The sequence below is a fragment of the Bradyrhizobium sp. SZCCHNR1017 genome (assembly GCF_032381375.1).
Taxonomy (GTDB): Bacteria; Pseudomonadota; Alphaproteobacteria; order Rhizobiales; family Xanthobacteraceae; genus Bradyrhizobium.
This window is the reverse complement of sequence record NZ_JAUHIR010000021.1, coordinates 39,419-60,614: the sequence shown is the minus strand read 5'-3', so window position 1 is coordinate 60,614 and position 21,196 is coordinate 39,419. Positions and strand designations below refer to the sequence as shown.

The 21,196-nt window shown below is 60.1% G+C and carries 17 protein-coding genes and 1 pseudogene; 15 read left to right on the top strand and 3 right to left on the bottom strand.

Annotated elements, in window-relative coordinates; genetic code table 11:
• Positions 1 to 38: 38 nt before the first annotated feature.
• Together asnB and QW863_RS32425 are read left to right on the top strand one after the other, a co-directional pair.
• Positions 39 to 1,856: an asparagine synthase (glutamine-hydrolyzing) gene (gene asnB, locus QW863_RS32430; protein WP_315769778.1), complete on the top strand. Its 1,818-nt coding sequence runs from the start codon at positions 39 to 41 to the stop codon at positions 1,854 to 1,856.
• Positions 1,857 to 1,995: 139 nt separating this feature from the next.
• Positions 1,996 to 3,111 carry a glycosyltransferase family 4 protein gene (locus tag QW863_RS32425; RefSeq protein ID WP_315769776.1) on the top strand — a complete coding sequence of 372 codons (1,116 nt, stop codon included), beginning with the start codon at positions 1,996 to 1,998 and terminating at the stop codon, positions 3,109 to 3,111.
• Positions 3,112 to 3,475: 364 nt separating this feature from the next.
• Here QW863_RS32425 and QW863_RS32420 read toward each other — a convergent pair whose 3' ends face one another.
• Positions 3,476 to 3,691: a hypothetical protein gene (locus tag QW863_RS32420; protein WP_315769774.1), complete on the bottom strand. Its 216-nt coding sequence runs from the start codon at positions 3,689 to 3,691 to the stop codon at positions 3,476 to 3,478.
• Between the two features lie 243 nt (positions 3,692 to 3,934).
• On the opposite strand from QW863_RS32420, the gene QW863_RS32415 reads away from it, so the two are divergent.
• The 9 genes and pseudogenes from QW863_RS32415 (at position 3,935) to QW863_RS32375 (ending at position 14,311) form a co-directional block, all read left to right on the top strand.
• A complete protein-coding gene (locus QW863_RS32415) occupies positions 3,935 to 4,411 on the top strand; it encodes a hypothetical protein (protein ID WP_315769772.1) in 477 nt (158 codons plus the stop codon).
• Positions 4,412 to 4,630: 219 nt separating this feature from the next.
• Positions 4,631 to 5,131 (top strand): NUDIX hydrolase, encoded by a 501-nt coding sequence (locus QW863_RS32410; RefSeq protein ID WP_315769771.1) that lies wholly within the window; start codon positions 4,631 to 4,633, stop codon positions 5,129 to 5,131.
• A 170-nt stretch (positions 5,132 to 5,301) separates the two neighbouring features.
• Positions 5,302 to 6,063 carry a class I SAM-dependent methyltransferase gene (locus tag QW863_RS32405; protein ID WP_315716393.1) on the top strand — a complete coding sequence of 254 codons (762 nt, stop codon included), beginning with the start codon at positions 5,302 to 5,304 and terminating at the stop codon, positions 6,061 to 6,063.
• A gap of 115 nt (positions 6,064 to 6,178) precedes the next feature.
• Positions 6,179 to 6,487, top strand: a pseudogene (locus QW863_RS32400) (transposase); the annotation flags it as partial.
• Positions 6,488 to 9,265: 2,778 nt separating this feature from the next.
• Positions 9,266 to 10,213, top strand: a complete 948-nt coding sequence (locus QW863_RS32395) for a GDP-L-fucose synthase (RefSeq protein ID WP_315716394.1) — start codon at positions 9,266 to 9,268, stop codon at positions 10,211 to 10,213.
• Positions 10,214 to 10,756, top strand: a complete 543-nt coding sequence (locus tag QW863_RS32390; protein ID WP_315769769.1) for a hypothetical protein — start codon at positions 10,214 to 10,216, stop codon at positions 10,754 to 10,756. It begins immediately after the preceding gene.
• Between the two features lie 757 nt (positions 10,757 to 11,513).
• Positions 11,514 to 12,452, top strand: coding sequence for an ABC transporter substrate-binding protein (locus QW863_RS32385; protein ID WP_315769768.1), 939 nt, complete (start codon positions 11,514 to 11,516; stop codon positions 12,450 to 12,452).
• Between the two features lie 57 nt (positions 12,453 to 12,509).
• A complete protein-coding gene (locus tag QW863_RS32380) occupies positions 12,510 to 13,355 on the top strand; it encodes a GntR family transcriptional regulator (protein WP_315769767.1) in 846 nt (281 codons plus the stop codon).
• A gap of 170 nt (positions 13,356 to 13,525) precedes the next feature.
• A complete protein-coding gene (locus tag QW863_RS32375) occupies positions 13,526 to 14,311 on the top strand; it encodes a class I SAM-dependent methyltransferase (protein WP_315716397.1) in 786 nt (261 codons plus the stop codon).
• Positions 14,312 to 14,436: 125 nt separating this feature from the next.
• Here the strand turns inward: QW863_RS32375 and QW863_RS32370 are convergent, their stop codons facing one another.
• Positions 14,437 to 14,886, bottom strand: coding sequence for a hypothetical protein (locus QW863_RS32370; RefSeq protein ID WP_315716398.1), 450 nt, complete (start codon positions 14,884 to 14,886; stop codon positions 14,437 to 14,439).
• Positions 14,887 to 15,631: 745 nt separating this feature from the next.
• Positions 15,632 to 16,552: a hypothetical protein gene (locus tag QW863_RS32365; protein WP_315716399.1), complete on the bottom strand. Its 921-nt coding sequence runs from the start codon at positions 16,550 to 16,552 to the stop codon at positions 15,632 to 15,634.
• A gap of 422 nt (positions 16,553 to 16,974) precedes the next feature.
• Between QW863_RS32365 and aepX the strand changes: the two genes are divergently transcribed.
• The 4 genes from aepX to QW863_RS32345 all read left to right on the top strand — a co-directional run bounded on the left by aepX (position 16,975) and on the right by QW863_RS32345 (position 21,184).
• Complete coding sequence (gene aepX, locus QW863_RS32360; protein WP_315716464.1) at positions 16,975 to 17,853, top strand: phosphoenolpyruvate mutase; 879 nt, start codon at positions 16,975 to 16,977, stop codon at positions 17,851 to 17,853.
• 38 nt (positions 17,854 to 17,891) lie between these two features.
• On the top strand, positions 17,892 to 18,971 hold the full coding sequence (locus QW863_RS32355; RefSeq protein ID WP_315716400.1) for a methyltransferase: 1,080 nt from the start codon (positions 17,892 to 17,894) through the stop codon (positions 18,969 to 18,971).
• 68 nt (positions 18,972 to 19,039) lie between these two features.
• Positions 19,040 to 20,182 carry a phosphonopyruvate decarboxylase gene (aepY, locus tag QW863_RS32350; RefSeq protein WP_315716401.1) on the top strand — a complete coding sequence of 381 codons (1,143 nt, stop codon included), beginning with the start codon at positions 19,040 to 19,042 and terminating at the stop codon, positions 20,180 to 20,182.
• A 15-nt stretch (positions 20,183 to 20,197) separates the two neighbouring features.
• Entirely contained in the window at positions 20,198 to 21,184 is a 987-nt protein-coding gene (locus QW863_RS32345) for a DMT family transporter (RefSeq protein WP_315716402.1), read from the top strand.
• The last annotated feature ends 12 nt before the right edge of the window (positions 21,185 to 21,196 follow it).

The following is a 21,196-nucleotide window of genomic DNA, read 5'->3' as shown; positions in this document are numbered from 1 at the left end:
GAACGATCTTCGGACGGCGGAAATGGGGGACTAAACTCATGTGCGGCATCAGCGGCGTGATCTGCAGTGCTCCACTTCGGCAAAGCGAGCTCGCTCTACTAAGCGAGATCAATGGAGCCCTGTATCATCGTGGCCCGGACTCCGATGGACTGTTCGCATCGACCCACGTGGCGATGGCCATGCGACGCCTGTCGATTATTGATCTGGCAGGAGGAGGACAGCCGCTTTATAACGAGGACCGGTCAGTTGCAATGGTTTGCAACGGCGAAATCTACAATCACCACGAGCTACGCAGCGCGCTTCAGGCTCGCGGCCACGATCTGAGAACCCACTCAGACGTGGAAACGATTGTTCACGGCTACGAGGACAAAGGTGAGGACTACATCGCAGATTTGCGGGGTATGTTTGCTTTTGCCATCTGGGATGATCGCAAGGGGCGGCTCGTGCTCGGGCGCGACCGCCTGGGCGAAAAGCCGCTCTACATGTTGCGAGACCGGCGAGACGACGGTGCCGAGCGAGTCTGGTGGTGCAGCGAGCTGAAGCCGCTGCTACGGCTCGTGCCAGCAGCGCAACGGCGCATCTCCCCAGTGGCACTGCACGAGTTTCTGACCTTTCAGTACTGCTTGGAGCCGAACTCCCTGATAGAGGGAGTTCATCAGTTGCCACCAGGTCATCTGATAACTCTTTCGCCAAAGCAGCTCTCTGCGGAACCGCGCCCCTATTGGAGTATGCTCGACGTCGAGGCTATTCACTGTCCAGATCCGGTTGCGCAGGTGAGAGACCTGCTGGATACGGCATGCCGGCGGATGGGGAGCGCCGATGTTCCGGTAGGCGTTGCACTTTCGGGTGGGATCGACTCGTCCCTGGTCGCCGCCATTTCGGCGAAACACTATCCCGGCCAGATTCATGCTTTCACGATCGGCTATAAGGGACGACCACCCACGGACGAACGGCTGATCGCTCAGCGCTTCGCGCGCTCTCTCGGCATCGAATTCACGGAAGTGGAAATTGATGTCGACCAAATGGTCGAGCAATTCCCGCAGCTGGTGCAAGCGATGGACACCCCGATCGCCGACATAGCAGCATATGGGTACTTCGAGGTCTGCCGCGCAGCCCGAGCCGCAAAGGTGCCGGTTCTGCTTTCGGGCATGGGCGGAGACGAGTTCTTTTGGGGGTACGAGTGGGTCCGCAATGCAGCCGCGGAGCATCGTAAGAAGGGCGACAATGGAGGAATCAAAGAATGGGCACGCCGGACGTTCGGACGTGGCGCCCCTCGGGAAACCTCCATTCTGGCTCCATTAAAGGAAATCGGCCGGTCAGCCGCGCTATCACGCTCACTTCTCGCCGATCCTTCTTCGGTCGAACCCAATCATTGGCTCGCGCGCACTCGGCCGATTGAAGGATATCCCAGCGGTCCAGCCGTGACGGAGGCGCTTTCGAGGACCTGGCTCCTCTGCAACTGCCTCACGCTGCTCGACCGTATGAGCATGGCCCACTCCATCGAAATGCGCGTGCCGTTCCTGGACATCGACCTCATCAACGCGGTATCCGCTATGCGTCACGGCGGCCTCGAGGATTTCGAGAAGCCGCACAAATGGCTTTTGCTGTCATCCTTTGGTCATCTGCTGCCAGATGAAGTCAGCCAGCGACCCAAGCAGGGCTTCACACCTCCAGTCCAACAATGGATGATGAAGCTGATCGAACGACACGGACCGCTTTGGAGAAACGAAAGCATGCTCGTGTCGCACGGCGTCATTGATGGTGATCGCTTGCGCCGAGAGGAACGAAGCTTCCCCATCGACTTTCAATACAAGCTCACACTTGCCGAACTATGGGCACGCGGTGCTCTCGCATGACGTGGCTGGATCCGGTCAAAGCCACAGGCTGCTCTCCGAGTTCTGGTGGGCCCGGCGCTCAACACGCATCACGTGGGCCTCGGTCACGTTCTCAAGGCGACAGCTAGCCATGTTGGAGAGGTCTGATAGAGCTCGCATCATGCTGGTCTATTGGGGGCGGCGCGGACTATCCCGCTTCGTACAGGAAGCGGCGACCGTAGCGACCTCATGTCCTTCAATCGACGCCACGATATCCATATCTCGCCAAAATGAGAGCTTTGCGGCTTTTTTGGAGTTTGAAGACCGCCTGGTCGCCGTGGACACCTTTTCCAATGATCTTGGCGCTCTCGGCCAAGCCTGGCGCATTCCGATGCTGCGGAGCCGCATCACGCGCGAGATTGTCAATCGGAAGATTGAGGCCGTGATTGAGTTCATGCCCCACGTCTGGTCGTCCGTCGTATTCTCCGTTTTGAAGCCGCATGGAGTTCTCTATTCTTCAATCATTCACGATGCGGAAATCCACCCGGGTGACTACAGGTCGGCGCTGATAGACCCTTTCCTCGATCGGACGATTGCGCAAGCTGATGCGGTCCTCACTCTGAGCGACGCAGTGACGAAGAGACTCCTGACGGCCCGGCGCGTCCCTCAGCACAAATTGTTCACGCTGTTTCATCCAGATCTCGACTATGGCGCGCAGCGGAGGACGATCAGTCTCACCGAAGGCAAGCCGATCAGGCTTGCGTTCCTAGGTCGCATCATGCCCTACAAGGGACTAACCTTGCTTCTCGATTCCATCGAGGCCTTACGCAGAGAAGGCTTTCAGGTCGAACTAGGAGTCTTCGGCGAGGGCGCGCTTGGTGACAACAAACGGCGTCTCGCCGCACTCGGCGCTGAAGTGATAAATCGCTGGCTTACAGAGCGGGAAATCGCAGCGATACTGTCTCGTTATCATGCCGTTGTTCTTTCCCACATGGAAGCCAGCCAATCCGGCGTCGCCGCCACCAGCTTGGGGGCCGGGATCCCGGTCATAGCTACTCCGGTCGGCGGACTGATCGAGCAGATACAGGATGGCGTTAACGGCGTCCTCGCGGCGCGCGTCGACGCTGCTGCGCTGTCTGATGCTATCAAGCGTATCGCGCTCGATCCGAACCTCTTTGATGCAATCTGTCGCAGGATCGAGGCCACGAGAGCGGACCGCTCCATGGCCCGCTTTCTGGAAAAATGCGTTGAATACACCCTGGGCGCAGGGAAGCGGCAAACGGAAGAGCAGCCGTAGCGCCGCTTGAGCATGAGGTCTCGATATTGCCGGGAGATTAGGGACCGTGAGAGGACGGACCATCATAATCGAACCAAACTTGATCAACGAACGTGGTCACCACGCGTTTGCCACGTCCAGGTTTGCAACCCTCATGGGCGACACACGCCCGCTGATAGCCGCTGGGAAGGGATGGAACGGATCGCAGCATCTCGGCGGCGGCGATATCTTGCGAGTATTCAGACATAATCGCGATACCGTATCACGATCTCGCCGTTACGGGCCCACGGTCACGACCGCGTTCTCGCTCGGCGCAGGCGCGATCATGCCTATAGCACGCTTCATTAGGGGCCGCAGAGGCTCTCATGCTCCTGACGCACCTACTCTAACGGTCGCTGGCGCAGACGCGAGCAAACTCCGCTCGATCATTGCCCCTGAACTCGGCGAACTTCTCAGCACCCTTGAGCCCGAGCCCGGAGACACCGTATTCTTGCCGTCTGCCGACGCTGAGCTTCTCATCGCAACCGCCGAGCAATTTGAGGCGCATCGCGGTCAGGCTCGTTTTGTCGTGCGGCTGATGTATGATGATGTGGGCTGCCATCCAAGCGATCCGACATGGCGATCAGCCTTAAAGCGTCTCCAGGAGTCCCCAGGGGCCATTGAGAACGTGGATCTACTCGCAGAGACGCCCGCCTTCGCACGCGCGATACGCGAAATCTGGCCTAAGCCTGTCGAGTTGCTACCTCACCCCACTGACCTGCCGGCCCAGCAATCTCCCGCGGTGAATGGCAGGTTCATTCTATACATGGCGGGTCATGCTCGCTCGGACAAGGGAGCTAGACTATTGAACGCGACGGCGCAGGCGCTCGCGGCAAAGCTCAACGCGCATGACCCAGACGTCGTCCTGCGTGTTCAGGGCCATCCAAGCAGCAGGGCGGGTAAGGTTCAAATAGAAGCATTGCCACTCCATCTGGATCCGGACGAATACGTATGGAGCTGGAAGCAGGCCCACGCAGCGCTCCTGCTGCATGATCCTGCTGTCTATGCGATACGAGGGTCGGGCGTCGTTTGTGACGCAATTTCGAGTTCGAGGCCCTTCGTGTTCCTGAGTGGCAGTTCGCTTTCCGACTGGAACGTGGGATGCAACGCCCTCGAAGCAACTCCATCCCCGCATGCAATCGCCCAGGCAATCGTTGAATTATTGAACGGTTACGAGACCTTCGCGGAGGCGAGCGCGACCGTCGCCTCGACTGTCGCTCGACATGTTGAAGTAGGAATGGTGACGGTGATGGGGCGCGACACGGCGAGCGAGGCTGGGTGACCTGGCGCCGGCAGCCACCCCCATATTGCAGGCGAGCTACCGATATGCCGCGTCACTTCAACAGCTATAGGCTCCACCTCCATCGAGGCTCCCAAACCTTCCCGACCCGTCTTGGCATCCAGATTCATTGATGCCTCGGCGTTGCAAGGAGCGACAATGAACCGTCCTGAGCCATGGCCCAGAATAACACGCACATCCAAGAGCAGGATCTCGCCATGGGTGACTTTGACGGCTCGCGAAGTCGAGTTTTCTTCAGGAACTGCGAGCGAAACGTACCATTCAGTCGAAACGTTCGACTACGTTGTCGTTCTCGCCATATCCCCCGAGGGTCTGGTGCCGCTGGTTCGGCAATACCGGCCGGCGGTTGAGGACTTCACTCTGGAGCTTCCAGCGGGTCTGATCGATCCTGGAGAGCAAGCCGCGAGCTCAGCGGCTCGAGAACTGCTTGAGGAAACTGGATTTCCGAGCAGGGCCGTCCATTTGCTCGGAGTGAACAAAACCGATGCAGGTCGCCTCAGCAATCGCGTACACTCCTTCTTCATTGAGACAGAAGCCCGGATCCCAGGATTCGCGCCCGAGGCAGGCGTCGAGACGCTGCTGGCAAGTCCTCCAGAACTACTGAACATGATCATGGGCGGGCTTTTCGATGCACAGATTGCCCTCGGCACGCTGCTGTTGGCTGACCTCCAGGGACATTTGCGCTTGCGAGGATCGCCGTAAGACTGGGTTGCGAGACTGCCCACCCACGCCGGAGTATCGCCTGGCGCTCGGGCCAAGCCGATCGTTGCGCCGCAGTTGTAAATATGTCATTCGATTAAACGCCCTTCCCTCGTTACTTGGCTATCACGATTCCTACGTCCATCCGTCTGGGTGCGGCTCAAGAGGAACCAATGCTAAGACGCGCGACACGATACCTAAAGCGCCTCATCGCGCCGAGACTCGTCAACGTTGCTGCACGGATCCGCCAGCCGGCAGCTGAACCAGCGATTGTTTCGCAACAGGGTCTTCTGGGCCGGCTGTCGCAAATTCCTTATTGGGAAGACAAGATCCGGGCCTACAAACAGTATACTTATGAGCCGGACTCTGGAGCCTGGACCAAGGCGGGATCTCGTGCTGCCCTCCGGAAGACAATCGAGGGAAACGATCTGAAGGTGAATTACGGTTGCGGCAGCACGATCCTCGACGACTGGATCAACATTGACCTGTTCGAGCACGACCATCCAGCCTACTATCAGGTCAACTTGCTGGACAAACACCCGTTCGCCGACAACACTGTTCGATTCGGCTATTCGGAGGATATGCTTGAGCATCTCCCCCAAGCCGCCTCGATCTTCGTAATAGCTGAGATCTATCGGACACTAAAGCCTGGAGGCGTGATGCGCTTCAGCTTTCCTGGGCTGGAGGGAGTTCTACACCGCCACTACTCGCCACCGACCGAGACAAGGATTCGTGAAGGTGAGTTCGAAGCCTATGCGTTTTGGGACCACATTCACTTCTATGCGAAGGAAGAGCTCCGACTTATCGCTGAGCACATCGGATTTAGAAAGGTAAGCTTCTTCACTTACGGCATTTCCGAGCATGCCGAGCTTCAAGGCCGCGATACCCGAGCACACCAAGTCGACCTCAACACCTTTGCTGAGCTTACCAAGTAGTTTCTGGATAAAACGTCTTGACCCCGGAAGGTGAGGCTCGCCCTGTCTCATCTGAAATTTCTGTTCTTTCGGACTTTCAACAGTCCATCATATTGGGCCGGATAGTGGCCCGATGGCCAGGGCGCAATGGCGCAAGGTCGCCGATCAGCTCAATCCCAAGGCGCCCAAGCTCGCAACCGTCATGGATGAGGCGGAGCTCGCCTGTATGAGCCGCCCGGCGCAGCACCGCGCCAAGCTGCACTCGCCCAATCCAATCGAGAGGGTCAACGGCGAGATCAAGCGCACACCGAGGTCGTGGGCATCTTCCCAAACGAGGACGCTATCGTTCGTCTCGTCGGCGCGATCTTGCTCGAGCAGAACGACGCGTGGCCGTCCAGCGCGTCCGTTACATGACGATGGAACCATCGCGCCTTTAAGCGACGACCCCATGGTGTGGCAGGCTGACCAGCCCGGCGCCCCACCATGCCAGCGAAACCACTCAATGGGACGCGGATCTGAAGTAGTTCGATGCGCAGACCACACGCTAAGGGCGAGCTGGGCATCGGGACTCCGTTTTGTGCCGGGCTGCTGCTGCGCAGATTGCGCGCTCACGTTTGACCTGTGGTTGTATTTATTCCGCTTGCCTCGGAATCGGTCTGGTAGCCTTGCGGTTACTCCTCACGCTGGGATTGATTTCGCATTCGTGAACAGGTACTGTTTCACCATATTTCATCGGTTTATGGTTGGGCCGGAATGGTTTGGGCGCTTGTTGCTTTGGCGGCGATAGTGGGGATTTCGGTTCTATTGTACGCCGTCCGACTGCTTGATAGCGACGCTTGGGATGACTCGAAAGATCGGTATGACTTGAAAGAGCAGATCCCTCCCTCAGCCGAGCGCGCGGGAAAGAGCGGTGCATCTGGCGAAGACAGGGGAGCTAACGGCTCCTGGCGCGATCAGGCCGATCGCAGTGATCGTCTCGCAACAGATTTGCAAGGGGCGTCCGGCTCCCGAGCAGTCGTTTGACTATCGCCCTCACTGATGATCGGGACGCCAGCTAGAAATCCCGAAAGGCAGGCTATGGATCTGCCGTTGGCTCGGCCGCTCACATCGGCTCGTGCTATAAGGCGCTGCTGGAATCGTTGGTGATCCTCATGCAGAGGGGGATGAGGAGTCCGAACGTTGATCCTTTGGTGGCGGCACGGGTCCAAATTGCTTTGACCTTTGCGCTGACGCTGGAAGCAGCCGCGTTGCTCGATCAGCGACCTGCTGCATTTCGATGCTTGTGACTGCGCGGCCGCAACTCTCCGATCTGACGCAATTCCAGAACTGGAAGCCATCCATTCAACCACCTCGATGTCGACAGGTACGTGCTTCGGCCGCCGGACCTCGAAGGTTTCATGGCGGATATTGGCCCTGCGCCGCCTCGGCAATTCAGCGAACAGTTGGGCTCAGAATGCCCCCAATGGGCGGCCTCCAGCCTGATCAACGCACGCACCGGGCCAATCCGCTTGCGCAGCAAGGCCATGCATCCCCTCGCACCCGCAGGACGAACTTTGTCACCTTCATGGTCGACGCGCTTGAACAAGCTCGTGAGGTCAACACCAGAGCACACAGACTGCAAACAACTTTTACGCGCAACGCGGCGCGACGCTCGGACCTGCGCCTCCCGCATTTCGAGGGAGCAGCCCTGAGCTGATGCCAGTTTCGACTCAACTGTTGATTTTTTTCACTAGTTAAGAAATGCCGAATTGCGTAATAATGAGACAAATTTAGTATGGTGTTTGTAATGGTCGGAAACTCTGCGAAACCGTCGTTGGCCCTCCGCCGACTTTCTCCGAGAGACATCATCGCGAGGTCGTACCCTGGTTGGGACTACAATACGGCCGACCGGGTACTCGATTGGCTAAGTGAGTGTGGCTATAGCATCGTTGAGAGCGGTGCAAATTTATCCCCTCCGGGAAATGGCGCCTCCGATCCAGTACAGCAGGACACTTAACCTGTCTCAGGCCAAATCGGCACGCAGATTGGGGCGCTGCAACTTCTCGGTGCATGCAGCCTCCAAGCTTGGAGTCGCGGCTCCGATCATCCCGCGGTTCTCAGCTTGGGTGAGTCCTGATCGACATTGTTCTGGTTGTGGGCTTCCACAAGCTTGGCCTGAGATGGGCCGACTTCCTACTGGTAGCTAGCCTTCTCGTCCTCGCTAAGGCGGATTCTCGGCACCGCCTGTTCGAGCCGCCGCCGCGACGAACTCGATCGTCGGAATGGACTGAAGGGTCTCGATCAACTTGTATCACCCCGCAACGGTCGCGTTCTAAACCCGCCGGCCGAATGGCGGAGACAGTTTCAGCTGTTGAACCCGGCCCCGCAAGAACTGCCAACTGGCCAACCGCAACGTTGCTGGCGTCCGCACGGCCCTGCCCATGTCGGGACAAGGCGCCCGGTCAGACGGAGCGAGAGAGTTCCGTGAGCCGATATCGATTGCGTTGGAACAGTGTCTCACCCACATCGATGCCGGCAGCCTTGCGATAGATCTGCTACCACGATCTTGATCCGGACCATCTAGTGACGCTGATTCAGCCGTTGACGATCAAGCGATCTTCGCGCGAGAAGAAGGGTAGGACGCTGGCTGTCGCAATGTCACCGGCTGCTCGAAGATTGCGTCGCCGGGTCGTCGTGGCCCGAAACGCGCCAATGGCATCTGACGGTTCGTGACGACAGCGCCATCGTTGCGACCCGTTGGAGGGAGACTTTAGAGGAGTGGAGAATTCAGATCGCTGCTTGCTGCCGGCATACTTCTCGACTTCGCCCATTTGGCGACGATCATGCAGGCAAAAACGCTTCACAGAGTTCGTCCTGCGTGCCGCAATCTCGTGCCGCATTACTGCCTCGGAGATCAGCGCTCCGTAGTTGACGGCTCCGGTTCCGTTAGCCGGGCGCCGGACGCGGCGGCGAGGCTCGTCGGGCAGCATCGTTGCGCCATGTGCTCCGAACCACCATTCGAACACAACCCGGAGTCCGGAAATCGTCAGCCGGAGTCTGGCCACGCTGTTGGACTCGTGCAGCAGAACGCCCCGTCCGAGCCTGGAGACATGGCAACGCGAAGGCTGGCTCCGCACAATGGGAATGTGTGGGCGGTCACCGTCATCGACCTGGATCGCCGGTGCTGCTATGCCATAAAATCAGACCGAAGACGATTTTGATGCTGCATGTCAGAGGGTAACTCGTGTCCTACCGCTTTCATCTTTCTGGAAAACGCGTTTTTGTCGCAGGTCACCGCGGCATGGCTGGCAGCGCATTGATACGCCGCTTGTCGTCCGAGGGCGTCGAGCTTCTGACGGTGCCACACCGAGAACTCGATCTGCGCGATCAAGCCGCGGTGTTCGCATGGTTCGCACGCGCGAAGCCCCAAGTCGTGGTCCTGGCGGCCGCCAAGGTCGGCGGCATCGTCGCCAATAACACGCTGCGCGCGGAGTTCATCTACGACAACATCGCCATCGCCACCAATGTCATTCACGCTGCCCACGTGAACGGCGCCGAGAAGCTGATGTTTCTGGGCTCATCCTGCATCTATCCGAAGCTTGCTCCTCAGCCGCTGCGCGAGAACGCGATGCTGACAGGGCCACTGGAGCCGACCAACGAGCCTTATGCGATCGCCAAGATCGCCGGCATCAAGATGGTCGAGGCCTATCGCAGCCAATATGGCGCCGACTTCATCAACGTCATGCCGACCAATCTCTATGGTCCGGGCGACAACTATCATCCCGAATACAGCCACGTCGTCGCGGCGCTGATCCGCCGCTTCCATGAGGCCAAGCTCGCGGATGCGCCGGAGGTCGTGGTCTGGGGCACCGGCACGCCGCGGCGCGAGTTCCTCTATGTCGACGACATGGCGGATGCCTGCGTGCACCTGATGAAGACCTATTCCGACACCGCGCTGGTCAACATCGGCACTGGCAAGGATATCACCATTGCCGACTTCGCCCGCGTGGTTGCCGCCGTAGTAGGCTTTAAGGGCAGCATCAGCTTTGACCGGTCGCGGCCGGATGGCACACCACGCAAGCTTCTCGACGTCTCCCGCCTGACGGAGCTCGGCTGGCGCGCGACGACTTCCCTGGAAGTGGGAGTCGGGCTCGCCTATCAGGCATTTCTGCGCGAAGCGGCGACGCAGTAGTTGGTCATCATTGGCAAGGGCGAGTCCACCAAAGGCCATTCGGCGCTGGATCTCGTCGAGGCTGCCGGAAGCCTCGATCTCAGCGACGATATCAAGATCCCAATAGTGCCGCGAATAATCCGGATTCTGGGCCTCGATGAAGTGCTCGGCTGCCGTGAGAGCCTCACACTCCTCCGTCCGACGGTTGTTGTTGATAACGGCGAGCACCCCGTTCTGCGACAAGACGCGGCGCACTTCACGAGAAAGCGCGGCCTATCAGTGAAATGCCTGCGCCACCGTGGCCAGGCCTACGGAGTTTGGCTCGATCGGCAGAGCCTCAGCGGGCGCGATTGTGACTTCGAGTCCCGCCGCACCCGCACGTGCAGCTATGTGGGGGTTGGGCTCGGCGGTCTGCACGGTCCAGTCAGACAGGGCGTCAATGAGTGCACGCATCGAAATTCTGTTACCTGCGCCGACATCGAAACAGCGATGCCGGACCATTACCTGCGGCGACAGCATAGGCGACGGCAACGAGAACGTCAGGCGGATAAGTCGGCCGGCTAGCCGTCGTAAAGGTCGGCGAGACCGTCAAACTTTCGCGTATGGTTCTGCATTGCGGACAAAGCTCCTTGAGTTTGCCTGTGGAGGGATCAATAGACGGCGCTTTCAACAGCCTTGTTTCAGGCAGACTCCAGGCTCCCCCTCCGTTTGCGGTCCGCGAACACGATCTTGCAATTCAATCTATGATTGACCGTCGAGCGGCGGCCGCAAGGCTCGTGGTCGTGAATGCACCGCGGAGACCCGGCCGCTATCGACACGTCGGCATAGAAAGCGGTAGCCTTCCAGAACTGCCCCGTCGACTGTCGCAGCGGCCGCGTTGTCGAATGACACTCCCTCCGCGCTCTGCGCATCTGCGCGACATGCATATCTGACACGTGTGCTTTGCAAGTCGCGAGCGTCGCCGGCTCATTCTCAGTGCGTCGAACTGATTCAGCGCAATCGCGCGGCCGACTCGCCGGCCATAATTAATGCTGATCAACTACTTTCGACAATTTTTGGTCGCAGTTTATGATGATTATCGCTCCGCGTGCACTCGACTTGTGCAACCTCGGCGAGCTTTTGCCTTGCTCGTGCGGATGATCGTTCGTATGATTCGAATGTGATCGGATCGTGAGAAAAGTTCACTGCCGGCACGCATTCTTTCAACGCTCGCGAGACCCGGCCAGTGTTACAGCGACGTAGTTTTCTCGGGCTTCCGCTATTGGCGTTGTGTGGCTCGGCGAATTGGGCCTGGGCGGGCAACTCTGTCGAGACGACCAGAGTGAGAGTCACGATCGGCGGAAAGGCATTCCTACAATACGCACCGGTCACACTTGCCGAGCGCCTTGGCTTCTTCAGGGACGCGGGCCTCGACCCGGAGCTTCTTGACGTGAGCGGCGGATCCAAGGCGCTCCAGGCTCTGGTGGCAGGAAGTGCTGAACTCACCGCTGGCGCTTTCGACCACACGATTCAGATGCATGCCAAGGGACAGAAAATCGTCGGGGTTGTGCTGTTTGGCAGGCATCCGACCTTCGCATTGGCTCTGCGAAAGGAGAAGGCTGCGGACTATCGCGACCCAAGCAGCCTGAGAGGCATGAAGATCGGGGTCACGGCATTAGGATCCCAAACGCAGTTCATGGTGGAGTACATCGCTTTGCGAGCTGGTGTCTCTCCGGCCGACATTTCCTTCGTCAGTGTCGGAGGTGGCACAGGTGCCGTAGCAGCGATCCGCAATGGCGCTGTGGATGCGGTCGTCACGGGTGAGCCGGCGCTTACGGCGCTGACATCAGCAGGTGACGTCAAACTGGTCGCGGACACTCGCACCAACGAAGGGACCATCGGCATTTTCGGCGGTCTCTATCCGTCAGGGACGATCTACGCGCGGTCGGACTTCATCGAACGCAATCCCGATACGCTCCAGGCCTTTGTTCTCGCGATGGTGCGCGCCCTGCAGTGGATTGATCGCGCGTCCGTCGACGAGATCGCCGATGCGCTCCCGGAGGAATGGGCCAAACCTGATCGAAACATCTTTCTCGCCTCCATCCGGGGCACCCGAGACATGTTTTCGCCCGATGGCCGGTTCAGCGCCGAGGGCGCGGGGATCGCATTTCAGGTGTTGTCGACCGTCGACCCACAATTGCGTGGCGTGAAGGTCGATCTCGCGGAGACATTTACGAACAGATTCGTCGAAAAGGCTCTCCAGACGCTAGCATCGAAATAGCATCGTGGAGAGTTCGAGCCGATGAACACGCCCGCGGCACTGTGGGATCGAGGCTAGGTGGTGGCGCCGCGAGCTCCGCAGCATTCGAACGCTTCTGCTTCGGCCGTCAAGAAAACGGCGCCGAAGACGCGTCCGACAGATAAGCCCAAGCGCCCAAAAGGACGGCCCGCGATCCTTGCAAGACGGCGGCGCGACATACCGCTTCATCATCAGGTGTTCTTGGTCCTGCAGGACGAAATTGCAGAACGCCGCTATGCACCAGGAGAAGTCTTGCCGGCGGAGGCGGATCTGGCTGTGCTCTTCGGCGTCTCGCGCGTGACGATTCGGGCAGCTTTGGACACTCTCGATGAGCTCGGACTGATCGAACGCCGCCAGGGTATCGGCACGTTCGTACGGGAGCTCTCGAAGCCAGAGCCTCTCACGGTGCCGATGATGGACCTCGCTGCTCGAAACAGGGAGATCGTGCGCACAACGCGAGCTCACGTGGTCGAGTTCGAGTTCAAGGCGGCCCCTCGTCACGTTCGCGAGCACTTCCAAGCCCAGCCAGGCGACCTTTTCCAGCGCACAGTTCGCATCCGTTACATGAATGACTGGCCAATCATGCAGGTCACGACCTACATTCCGGAAGCGATCGGACGGCAATTTGGTCCTGAAGACATGGAAGGAGGGTCGCTCTATGCGATTCTGCAGCGCTTCGGCATCACATTCACATCTGGCGAGCAGATTGTGACGGCAGCTGCAGCCGACCCCATTGTCGCAGCACGCCTCAATGTCGCGATAGGCGCACCGCTCTTGAAGGTGGTGCGCATTCATTTCGACAGCGCCGGACGTCCGATTCAGCACTTCGAGCTGCTGGCTCCACCTGCAACCTACGAGCTTCGCATGCCATTGAAAGACTTCTAGCCTGCCTGCAAGCGCGCCAAGTCCCGAGCACGTCCCGTCCAAACTGACATTTCGGTGTGCGTGCGAAGGAGAAGCGCTCACGATCTCATGGGGCCGCGCCATGGGCGGACCGGCCCACACCGGAAGGCGTCACAAGACATGAGCTTCAGCACGGCTGTCGAACGATACAGATGACGTCCGAACCGGCCTCTCCAGCATTCCCGCGCTTTCAATCGACGGTCCCTCACTACGTGGCCGGGCGACCGAATTACGCACCCGCGCTCATCCAAGTCGTGGCGGATCACCTTCGTCTGACCAAGGACCACCGATTGATGGATCTCGGCTGTGGACCAGGGTGGCTCGGCATCGCATTTGCGCCCCTGGTCGGCAAGGTCATCGGAATAGATCCGGAGCCTGCCATGCTGGAGGCTGCTCAGGCGATCGCCAACGCGGCGGCCGTTGAGATCGAACTGATCGAAGGCAGCTCGTTCGACCTCAGCCCGCAGCTCGGCCGCTTTCGCGCCGTGGCGATTGGACGCGCCTTTCATTGGATGGATCGCGCCGATACGCTGCGAAAGCTCGACCCATTGATCGAGGAGGACGGCGCAGTCCTGCTGTTCAATGACGTACGTCCCGATGTCCCACAGAACGCCTGGTACAAGCGTTACTCGGACGTCGTCGATCGCTTCACCAACAAGAGTGTCGGTTTCGCACCCGAGCGCCTACGTCACGAACCGATCCTGCTGGAGTCGCGCTTCGGTCAGCTCACCAGAATTGGTGTCATTGAGCAGCGTCTCGTGCCTGTCGCTCGTCTGATCGATCGCGCACTATCGATGTCGACCTCCTCGCCTGAACAGCTGGGCGTCCTCGAAGGTCAGCTCGCGCAGGAATTGACGATGGAGATGTCGCCATTCGCAACCGCCGGCGGCATCGTAGAAGTCATTGAATCGCAGGTCCTCATTGCGCAGCGCCGCTGAGGCCTACAAGCTTCGCTGCCCAATCGACCTACTTGGCCGCCCCATAGGGGCGAGAGCGCCGGCACACGCCTGTCGCCACAGGCCATCGCACCGCTCCATGATGAAGACGGCCCGCAGCAAAGACCTTAGCTCAGCTCTACACCGGCGACTGAACAAGCGGATTCGATCAGATGCCGCACGGTCCGGGCATCCCAGTCGAGCCTCTCGGGGACGTCCGCCCAGTAATTTGAGAGCACATGTGCAGCATGCCGCGCCTTCACCCCCAGGCCGACGACCGTTCTGGCCGGAATCGCCATGATGGCGCGTTCAATCGGGTCAAGCGAGCTCAAGACCGCTTCGATGCGCTCTACACCGGGCACCACCACGGCGGAGATCTGCGAGTTTGCATCCCAGGTGGCCGCAGCTGATTGCGCATCTTGCTGCTGGAGAGTTGCGAGTTCTGCGGAGAGCGCTTCAAAGCTGCGTCCGAGGGCAACGAGCACGGCGTCGGGATTGCTTTCGATGGCTTGCTCATCGAGCCTCAGACCACCTGGCTCGACGGTTGCCAAAATCCGCAGGGTTTCATCAAGAGACATCACCGAACTCCAGGCCGAAAACGGTCGGTGGAAGGTCGCCGACAGCCGATCGGTTGCAAGGGATCGACGTGCACCCAGCGGACGAAGTCCGCCTCTCCTTCTCGACGTGAGACGATATCGCCCAGTCGTATCAACATCAATACAATATCTGTTTCAGGCCGTCATCAATAGGTCCCAGACTGCCAGAGCCCCGTCACGACGCAATGCGGAGAGCTCGCATCGCGACGCAGGAAACGGCGTTGTCTTTGACGCCGGCTCATTTCACGCGATGTGCCGAGACGAAAGAGGTTGCGCTCGGCCAGCTTGGCCCACTCATGCCACGCAAGCCTGCGCTTGGCGAGCTACCGAAATTGGTGGTCCTACACCAGCGGCGGAGTCACTGGCCAGAAAGCTCGTCCGGCGTCCGCAGTGCGGCCTATTGCTGCGTGCACTATCATCACCACCCGTCTTACGCGAGTAGCCAACGCCTGTTCGCCTCACTTGGCCAGCGCTGAACGCCTCCGTCCTATCATGGGACGGCGCAATCAAAAGCTCCGGTTGAGCAGACGGCTGCGACATGTCGCGCCTGAATTGAGCCAAGCCATGCCGCGCCGCGTTGCTGCGGACCCAAGCACGAACTGCCAGGTTTCAAGACAATTGACGCATTGCAAGCGGGCCGCTCAACAGCCGGAAAGCTCGCAAGACGGCACTCAACCACTCGCCATCAGGGGTGCATCAATCATCCTCGTACTGCATCGCGCAGCTATCAAGGGGTTGATGCAACGTTCTCGACGAGCGACGCACCGACAAGCCGAGCTGGTCTGGAGCCAATCGAACCGCAGGGAAGGATGAGGCGCCTGTAGTGCACCCGCAACCTGTCATTTCGGTGCGGGCGCCGGATGACGGCATCAACGTCGTCGAAGAGCGGCTTGCCTGTATGAAGCACATGGTCGTAAACGCCACGGACCCATTGGCCGTAATGATAGTCCGGCTGCTCCTCGAGCGGCAATCCCGGTGCATGCTGTTGCCAGGTTCTGCCGAAGCTTTCAAACCCCGAGCCGATGTCAGCGAAAATGAGCCGGCCGTCGACAGGCTCGATGATGACGAAGCGCTGCAGCGATTGCAGATCGAGGAGGCCCTTCAGTTCGGTATTGTCGCGGCCCTGATCACATTCGAGCCATCGCATGAACAGGACCGCAAGAGGCTCTGCCTCTTTGGCAAGCGCAGTGATGGGCAACTCACGGCTTCTGAACACCGGCGACAGATGCAGGCGGGCTCGCGCGACCTCATCCCCGATATAGGTCATCGCCTGGCTGACCCTCGGGAACATGCGCTCGACAACTTCATCGCCTGCTTTCACAACGATGATTCGCTCCACGGCCCTATCCGCGATGAAGTATAGCGCCGAAGCGATGCTGATCCCGCAGGCGGTCCTCGGCCTGAGCCGGATCCGGGCCGATCGACTGTCGATCATGGTGACAGCGACGAATCCCAGATTGTCGACCACATAGGACGAGAAATCAAAATCTGACACCGGGCATTGCAGGAATCGCCGCAAAACCGGCGAATGAGCATCCCAAGCCCGCCCATGATCGTCCAGAAGGATGGTTGTCATCGGATCCACGCCATCTTCAATACGAACGCGGCAGCGCGCCAGCGTCTCTGGCGCCCGTTGATGTATCGTCATCGGATCAGATCCGCCAAACGGCTGACCGGATGCCGAACGAAGCAACCAGTTGAACGCATATCGGTCCGCGCCGCTACTACAAGCTTAGGTAGCGGCCGGCCATCGCCCTCCCTCCAGGCACGCGACTTTCCCGGCGGCGCAAGCGGACGCGGCAGGGCCGCGGTCCTCCCCTTGCCAGCACGAACCCGGGCCTGCTCGCCGGCAGTGCTCGCCCTCGGCGAGATCGCCTCCCTTGCCCTCCCCACCGGAACCTATGCGCTGGTGTGACTACCAGAGTTAGTAATTGATCCCGGTATCGCAAAACTGTCAACTGGTGGTTGATGACAGACCCGCACGGGGAAGGGAGACCTTGCATGCTCACGCGACCGCAATCGATTCGTCATGCTGCAGATCATCGTCCGGAACTCGCCACTCGCGCCGCAGTGCTCCGCGAGCAGATCTGCTGCAATCGAGATCTGAGCTTTCTGATGGAGGCCCATGATGGGCTCTCAAGCGCCGTCGCCGAGCGCGCCGGCTTCAGGGGCCTATGGGCATCCGGCCTGTCGATCGCCTGCTCTCTCGGCTATCGCGATGCAAGTGAGGCGTCCTGGACCCAGCTCATCGACGTCGTCGAACGCATGGTCGATTCGACTGATCTCCCCGTTCTCGTCGACGGTGACAGCGGCTTCGGCAATTTCAACAACGCGCGCATTCTGGCCCACAAGCTCCGTCAGCGGGGTGCCGCGGGTGTGGCCTTGGAAGACAAGCAGTTTCCGAAGATGAACTCGTTCGTCGGCGATCGTCATCCGCTCGCCGATGCCGGCGAATTTTCCGGGCGTCTGCGTGCCGTGAAGGATGCGGTTGGAGACGAACTCGTCCTCGTCGCCCGCATCGAGGCCTTGATCGCCGGCCATGGCATGGACGAGGCCCTTCACCGCGCTCACGCCTATGCGGACGCCGGAGCGGACGCCATTCTCATTCATTCCCGGAAGAGCACGGCGGACGAGATTTTCGCCTTCGCCAATGGTTGGCAGAACCGCCTCCCCGTCGTGATCGTCCCAACGAAATACTACCGGACCCCCGCGTCCGCCTTTCGTGCTGCCGGCATCTCGACCGTGATCTGGGCCAATCATTCGATGCGCGCCGCGACAAGCGCGATGCGCAATGTCTGCGAGCGCATCATCACCGAGCAGAGCATCGCCGGGATCGAGGCTGAGGTCGCGACCCTCGAGGATGTCTTCTCGCTGTTTCACTACGACGAGCTGGCGCGCGCCGAGGCCCGATACCTGCTCGTGAATGCCGCGTCAGGCCAGCCAGACTGACCGAACAACTCATGCCGTTCTCGTAAAGGATCAGACTCATGACCCCGACTGCACTCGCATCTCGCATCGACACACCGACGGATGTCTCACAGGTCGACCGCCCCGACATTGCCCAGGTCATCAAGTGGCGGGATAGCTCATACGCCGCCGACCTCTACATTGCAGCGGTATCCTGGCTCGACCTGTTCACCTATCTGGACGGTCATCCCGTCTCTGAAGACGAACTGCGGGAGCATTTCTCGCTTCGTGACCGGCCGACACGTACAATGATCAGGCTCTTCGAATCCTGGGGCCTGATTGCCCGCGAAGGCGGAAAACTTCACGCCACCATCGAAGCCGTCCGATATCTCAGCGGCCGATCCGACGAGAATGTCGCCTCCTACATCGCCACAATGAAGTACAAGTCGTCGGTTCGCGAGCTGTACGACGTCCTGCGGAACGACGGCTCCGACACCTGGCATGTCGCGCGCGGCGACACGACCAGCTGGGACGATCTGATGCAGACGGATGAGTTCGCGGACCTCAACACGCGCGGCATGGAGGAGCGCGGCCGGATCTTTGCCCCGCATCTCGCTACCCTGCTCGATTGCAGCGGCGATACGTCCATGCTCGACATCGGCGGCGGCTCCGGCGTCTATTCCGCTCATCTGCTGATGCGCTATCCTCGGCTATCCGCGACCATCTTCGAGCGCCCCCCGGTCGACGAGCTCGCGCGATCCTGTCTGATCGCGCGGGGTCTCTATCCCGACCGCGTCCGTATCGTCGCTGGCGACATGTTTGTCGACCCGCTGCCTCGCGATGCAAGCCTTCATCTCTATTCCCACGTTCTTCACAATTGGGGACCCGAGAAGGTCCGCCTGCTGATGCGCAAGTCCCACGGCAGCCTCCAGCCCGGTGGCCGCATTGCTGTCTACAGCTGCCATCCCGACGATCGCGGCGGGCGTCCGGCCCCGGCCGCCGAAGCTGAATATTCGGTGCTCCTGACCACGGGCTACGAAGGCTGCTGCTACAGCTTTGAAGACATGCGCGGGATGCTCGAACAGGCCGGCTTCGGGCAGGTCGAGTACCACAGATCGCTCTGCAACCGCAGCCTGATCGTGGCGAAGAAACTCAGTTGAGGTCACAGGACGTCGATTCATTGGGGGCGGCAGAGCCGCTCCCAATGCCCTTGTGCAGGAGCAGAGACATGTCCGTGCCGACGAGCGTTCTCCTATCGAGATTGAGTACAGCAGGCTACACGTTCTTCTCGGGCGTTCCGTGCTCGCACTTCGCTGACCTGTTTGAGAGGGCGGCCGAAAGCAGCGCGTTGACCGACGTACCCGCGGCCAACGAGGGCAGCGCGGTGGCGCTCGCCGCTGGCGCTGCGCTGTCCGGCCAGCGAGCCGTCGTCGCGCTGCAAAACTCCGGTCTTGGTCACGTCGTCAATCCACTCACCTCGTTGTTGATGGTCAACAGGATCCCGGTCCTGTTGCTGATCTCGGTGCGAGGGCATCCCGACGAGAGCGCAGATGAGCCGCAGCACATCTTCATGGGTGCCGCGACCAAGGCGATCCTCGATCAGCTCGCCATCGACTGGGACGAGTTCGACGGAACGACGGGCGGACTGGATCGGCTTCTCATCCGCGCCGCTGAAGCGCATCGGCAGGAGGCACCTTTTGCTGTGCTGTTGCGAAAGGGCCAGCTCACGCCGAGCGCCGCAGGGGCGACCCCCGACGCACCGCTCGATTACCCGCTCAGCGCGGGAGAGGCGATCGAACTGATCTGCGAGCGGCTCGATCCGACCACGTCGATCGTCTCGACGACCGGCTTCATCACGAGAGAGCTCTTCCGGGTCAACGATCGTCCCGAGAATTTCTACATGCAGGGCTCGCTCGGACACTGCAGCGCATTGGCGGCAGGCCTCGCCATCGCCATGCCCAACCGTCCCGTGCTCGCACTGGATGGCGACGGCGGGGCGTTGATGCACATGGGCGTCATGTCCACGATTGGCCACACCAAACCCCAGAACCTCATCCATGTCGTGCTCGACAATGAAAGTTATGCGTCCACCGGTGGCCAGGCCTCGACGTCACGAAGCTCGTCCCTGGATCTTGTCGCATCCGCCTGCGGCTATCGCTCGTCGGTGCGTTGTGCCGAAGCCGGGCACATCCTGACAGCAATGGAGCACTGTGCGACGACGCGGGGCCCGCATTTCCTGCTTTGCAAGATCAATCGTTCCCATCCCGCAACGCTTCCGCGCGTGACCACCCGCCATACGCCTGTCGGTAACAAGCGCCGATTCCAGGACGCCATGGGGCGCTACGTTCTTGAACCTTCAGCTGCCGGCTAAAGGGGAAACGATGTGATGGTCCGCAAGACGTCTGCTTCGGCAGCCCTCTGCCTGATCTTCGTGATCCTGATCTGGGGTATGAACTGGCTCGTCATAAAGGACGCGCTGCAGATCGCGCCGCCCCTGTTCTTTACAGGACTGCGTCTTATCGGCGGCGCGGTGGCGATCGCGGTGGCGCGCCTTGCCTTGGGGTATCAGCTCCGCATCGGCGATCGCGGACGGCTCAACCTGATTGCCGTGGGCATGCTGCAGATGGCCTGCGGGCTGGGCCTGAGCCTCGTTGGGCTCCAATATCTGGACGTCGGCCGAAGTGCTCTCATTTTCTATACGATGCCGCTCTGGCTTGCGATCATTGAGTGGGCTTTGGACGGAAGGCGGCAGACCGGCTTCGAGCTTGCAGCGATCGGGAGCGGGCTTGGTGGCATCATGTTGTTGAGCGCCAATGGCCTCGGGCCAACGGCTGCGCCAATGACTTTCGACAACGCGGAAGGGGTTGCCCTGCTGCTGATTGCGGCCATCTGCTGGGCCCTGGGAACCTGGCTCGCCAACCGAGCTCACAGCGATATCGACGTCTGGAGCCGGACTACATTCCAGCTCGCAGCGGCAGGGATGGCGGTCATGATGGCCTCAGCCGTCCTTGAGCCGCATTTCGAGGTCAAGCGCCTTTCAGCTCTCGCCTTCCCGATCGCGTTCAACTGTATCGTAGCGACCGGCCTCGCATTCGTTGCCTGGTACTATGCGTTAGCTTCGATTCCGGCGCGGATCGCATCTCAGAGCCTCGTTCTCATTCCCGTCGTCGCGCTGATCTCAGCTCTCATCCTGCAGGGGGAAGAGCTCGCGTTGCGCACGGTTCTTGCCAGCCTGCTGATCATCATGGGCGTTACGATCGTGATCTGGCAGCGCGAAGAGCAGCCTTCGCGCAACAAGCCGGCCAGAGCGCCTTTCAGCCAGATCGACGAGGCCGACAAGCCCCAAGCAAGCGTCAGCCAGCGCAGTCTTTGAGTTGAGGAGCCA

Bases quoted from the DNA above. Each gene is read 5' to 3' on its own strand.
- QW863_RS32375 (WP_315716397.1), top strand. From the start codon at position 13,526: ATGACGTCCGAACCGGCCTCTCCAGCATTCCCGCGCTTTCAATCGACG.
- aepY (WP_315716401.1), top strand. From the start codon at position 19,040: ATGTCCGTGCCGACGAGCGTTCTCCTATCGAGATTGAGTACAGCAGGC.
- QW863_RS32345 (WP_315716402.1), top strand. From the start codon at position 20,198: ATGGTCCGCAAGACGTCTGCTTCGGCAGCCCTCTGCCTGATCTTCGTG.
- QW863_RS32365 (WP_315716399.1), bottom strand. From the start codon at position 16,552: ATGACGATACATCAACGGGCGCCAGAGACGCTGGCGCGCTGCCGCGTT.
- QW863_RS32355 (WP_315716400.1), top strand. From the start codon at position 17,892: ATGACCCCGACTGCACTCGCATCTCGCATCGACACACCGACGGATGTC.
- QW863_RS32405 (WP_315716393.1), top strand. From the start codon at position 5,302: ATGCTAAGACGCGCGACACGATACCTAAAGCGCCTCATCGCGCCGAGA.
- QW863_RS32425 (WP_315769776.1), top strand. From the start codon at position 1,996: ATGCTGGTCTATTGGGGGCGGCGCGGACTATCCCGCTTCGTACAGGAA.
- asnB (WP_315769778.1), top strand. From the start codon at position 39: ATGTGCGGCATCAGCGGCGTGATCTGCAGTGCTCCACTTCGGCAAAGC.
- QW863_RS32370 (WP_315716398.1), bottom strand. From the start codon at position 14,886: ATGTCTCTTGATGAAACCCTGCGGATTTTGGCAACCGTCGAGCCAGGT.
- QW863_RS32420 (WP_315769774.1), bottom strand. From the start codon at position 3,691: ATGGCAGCCCACATCATCATACATCAGCCGCACGACAAAACGAGCCTG.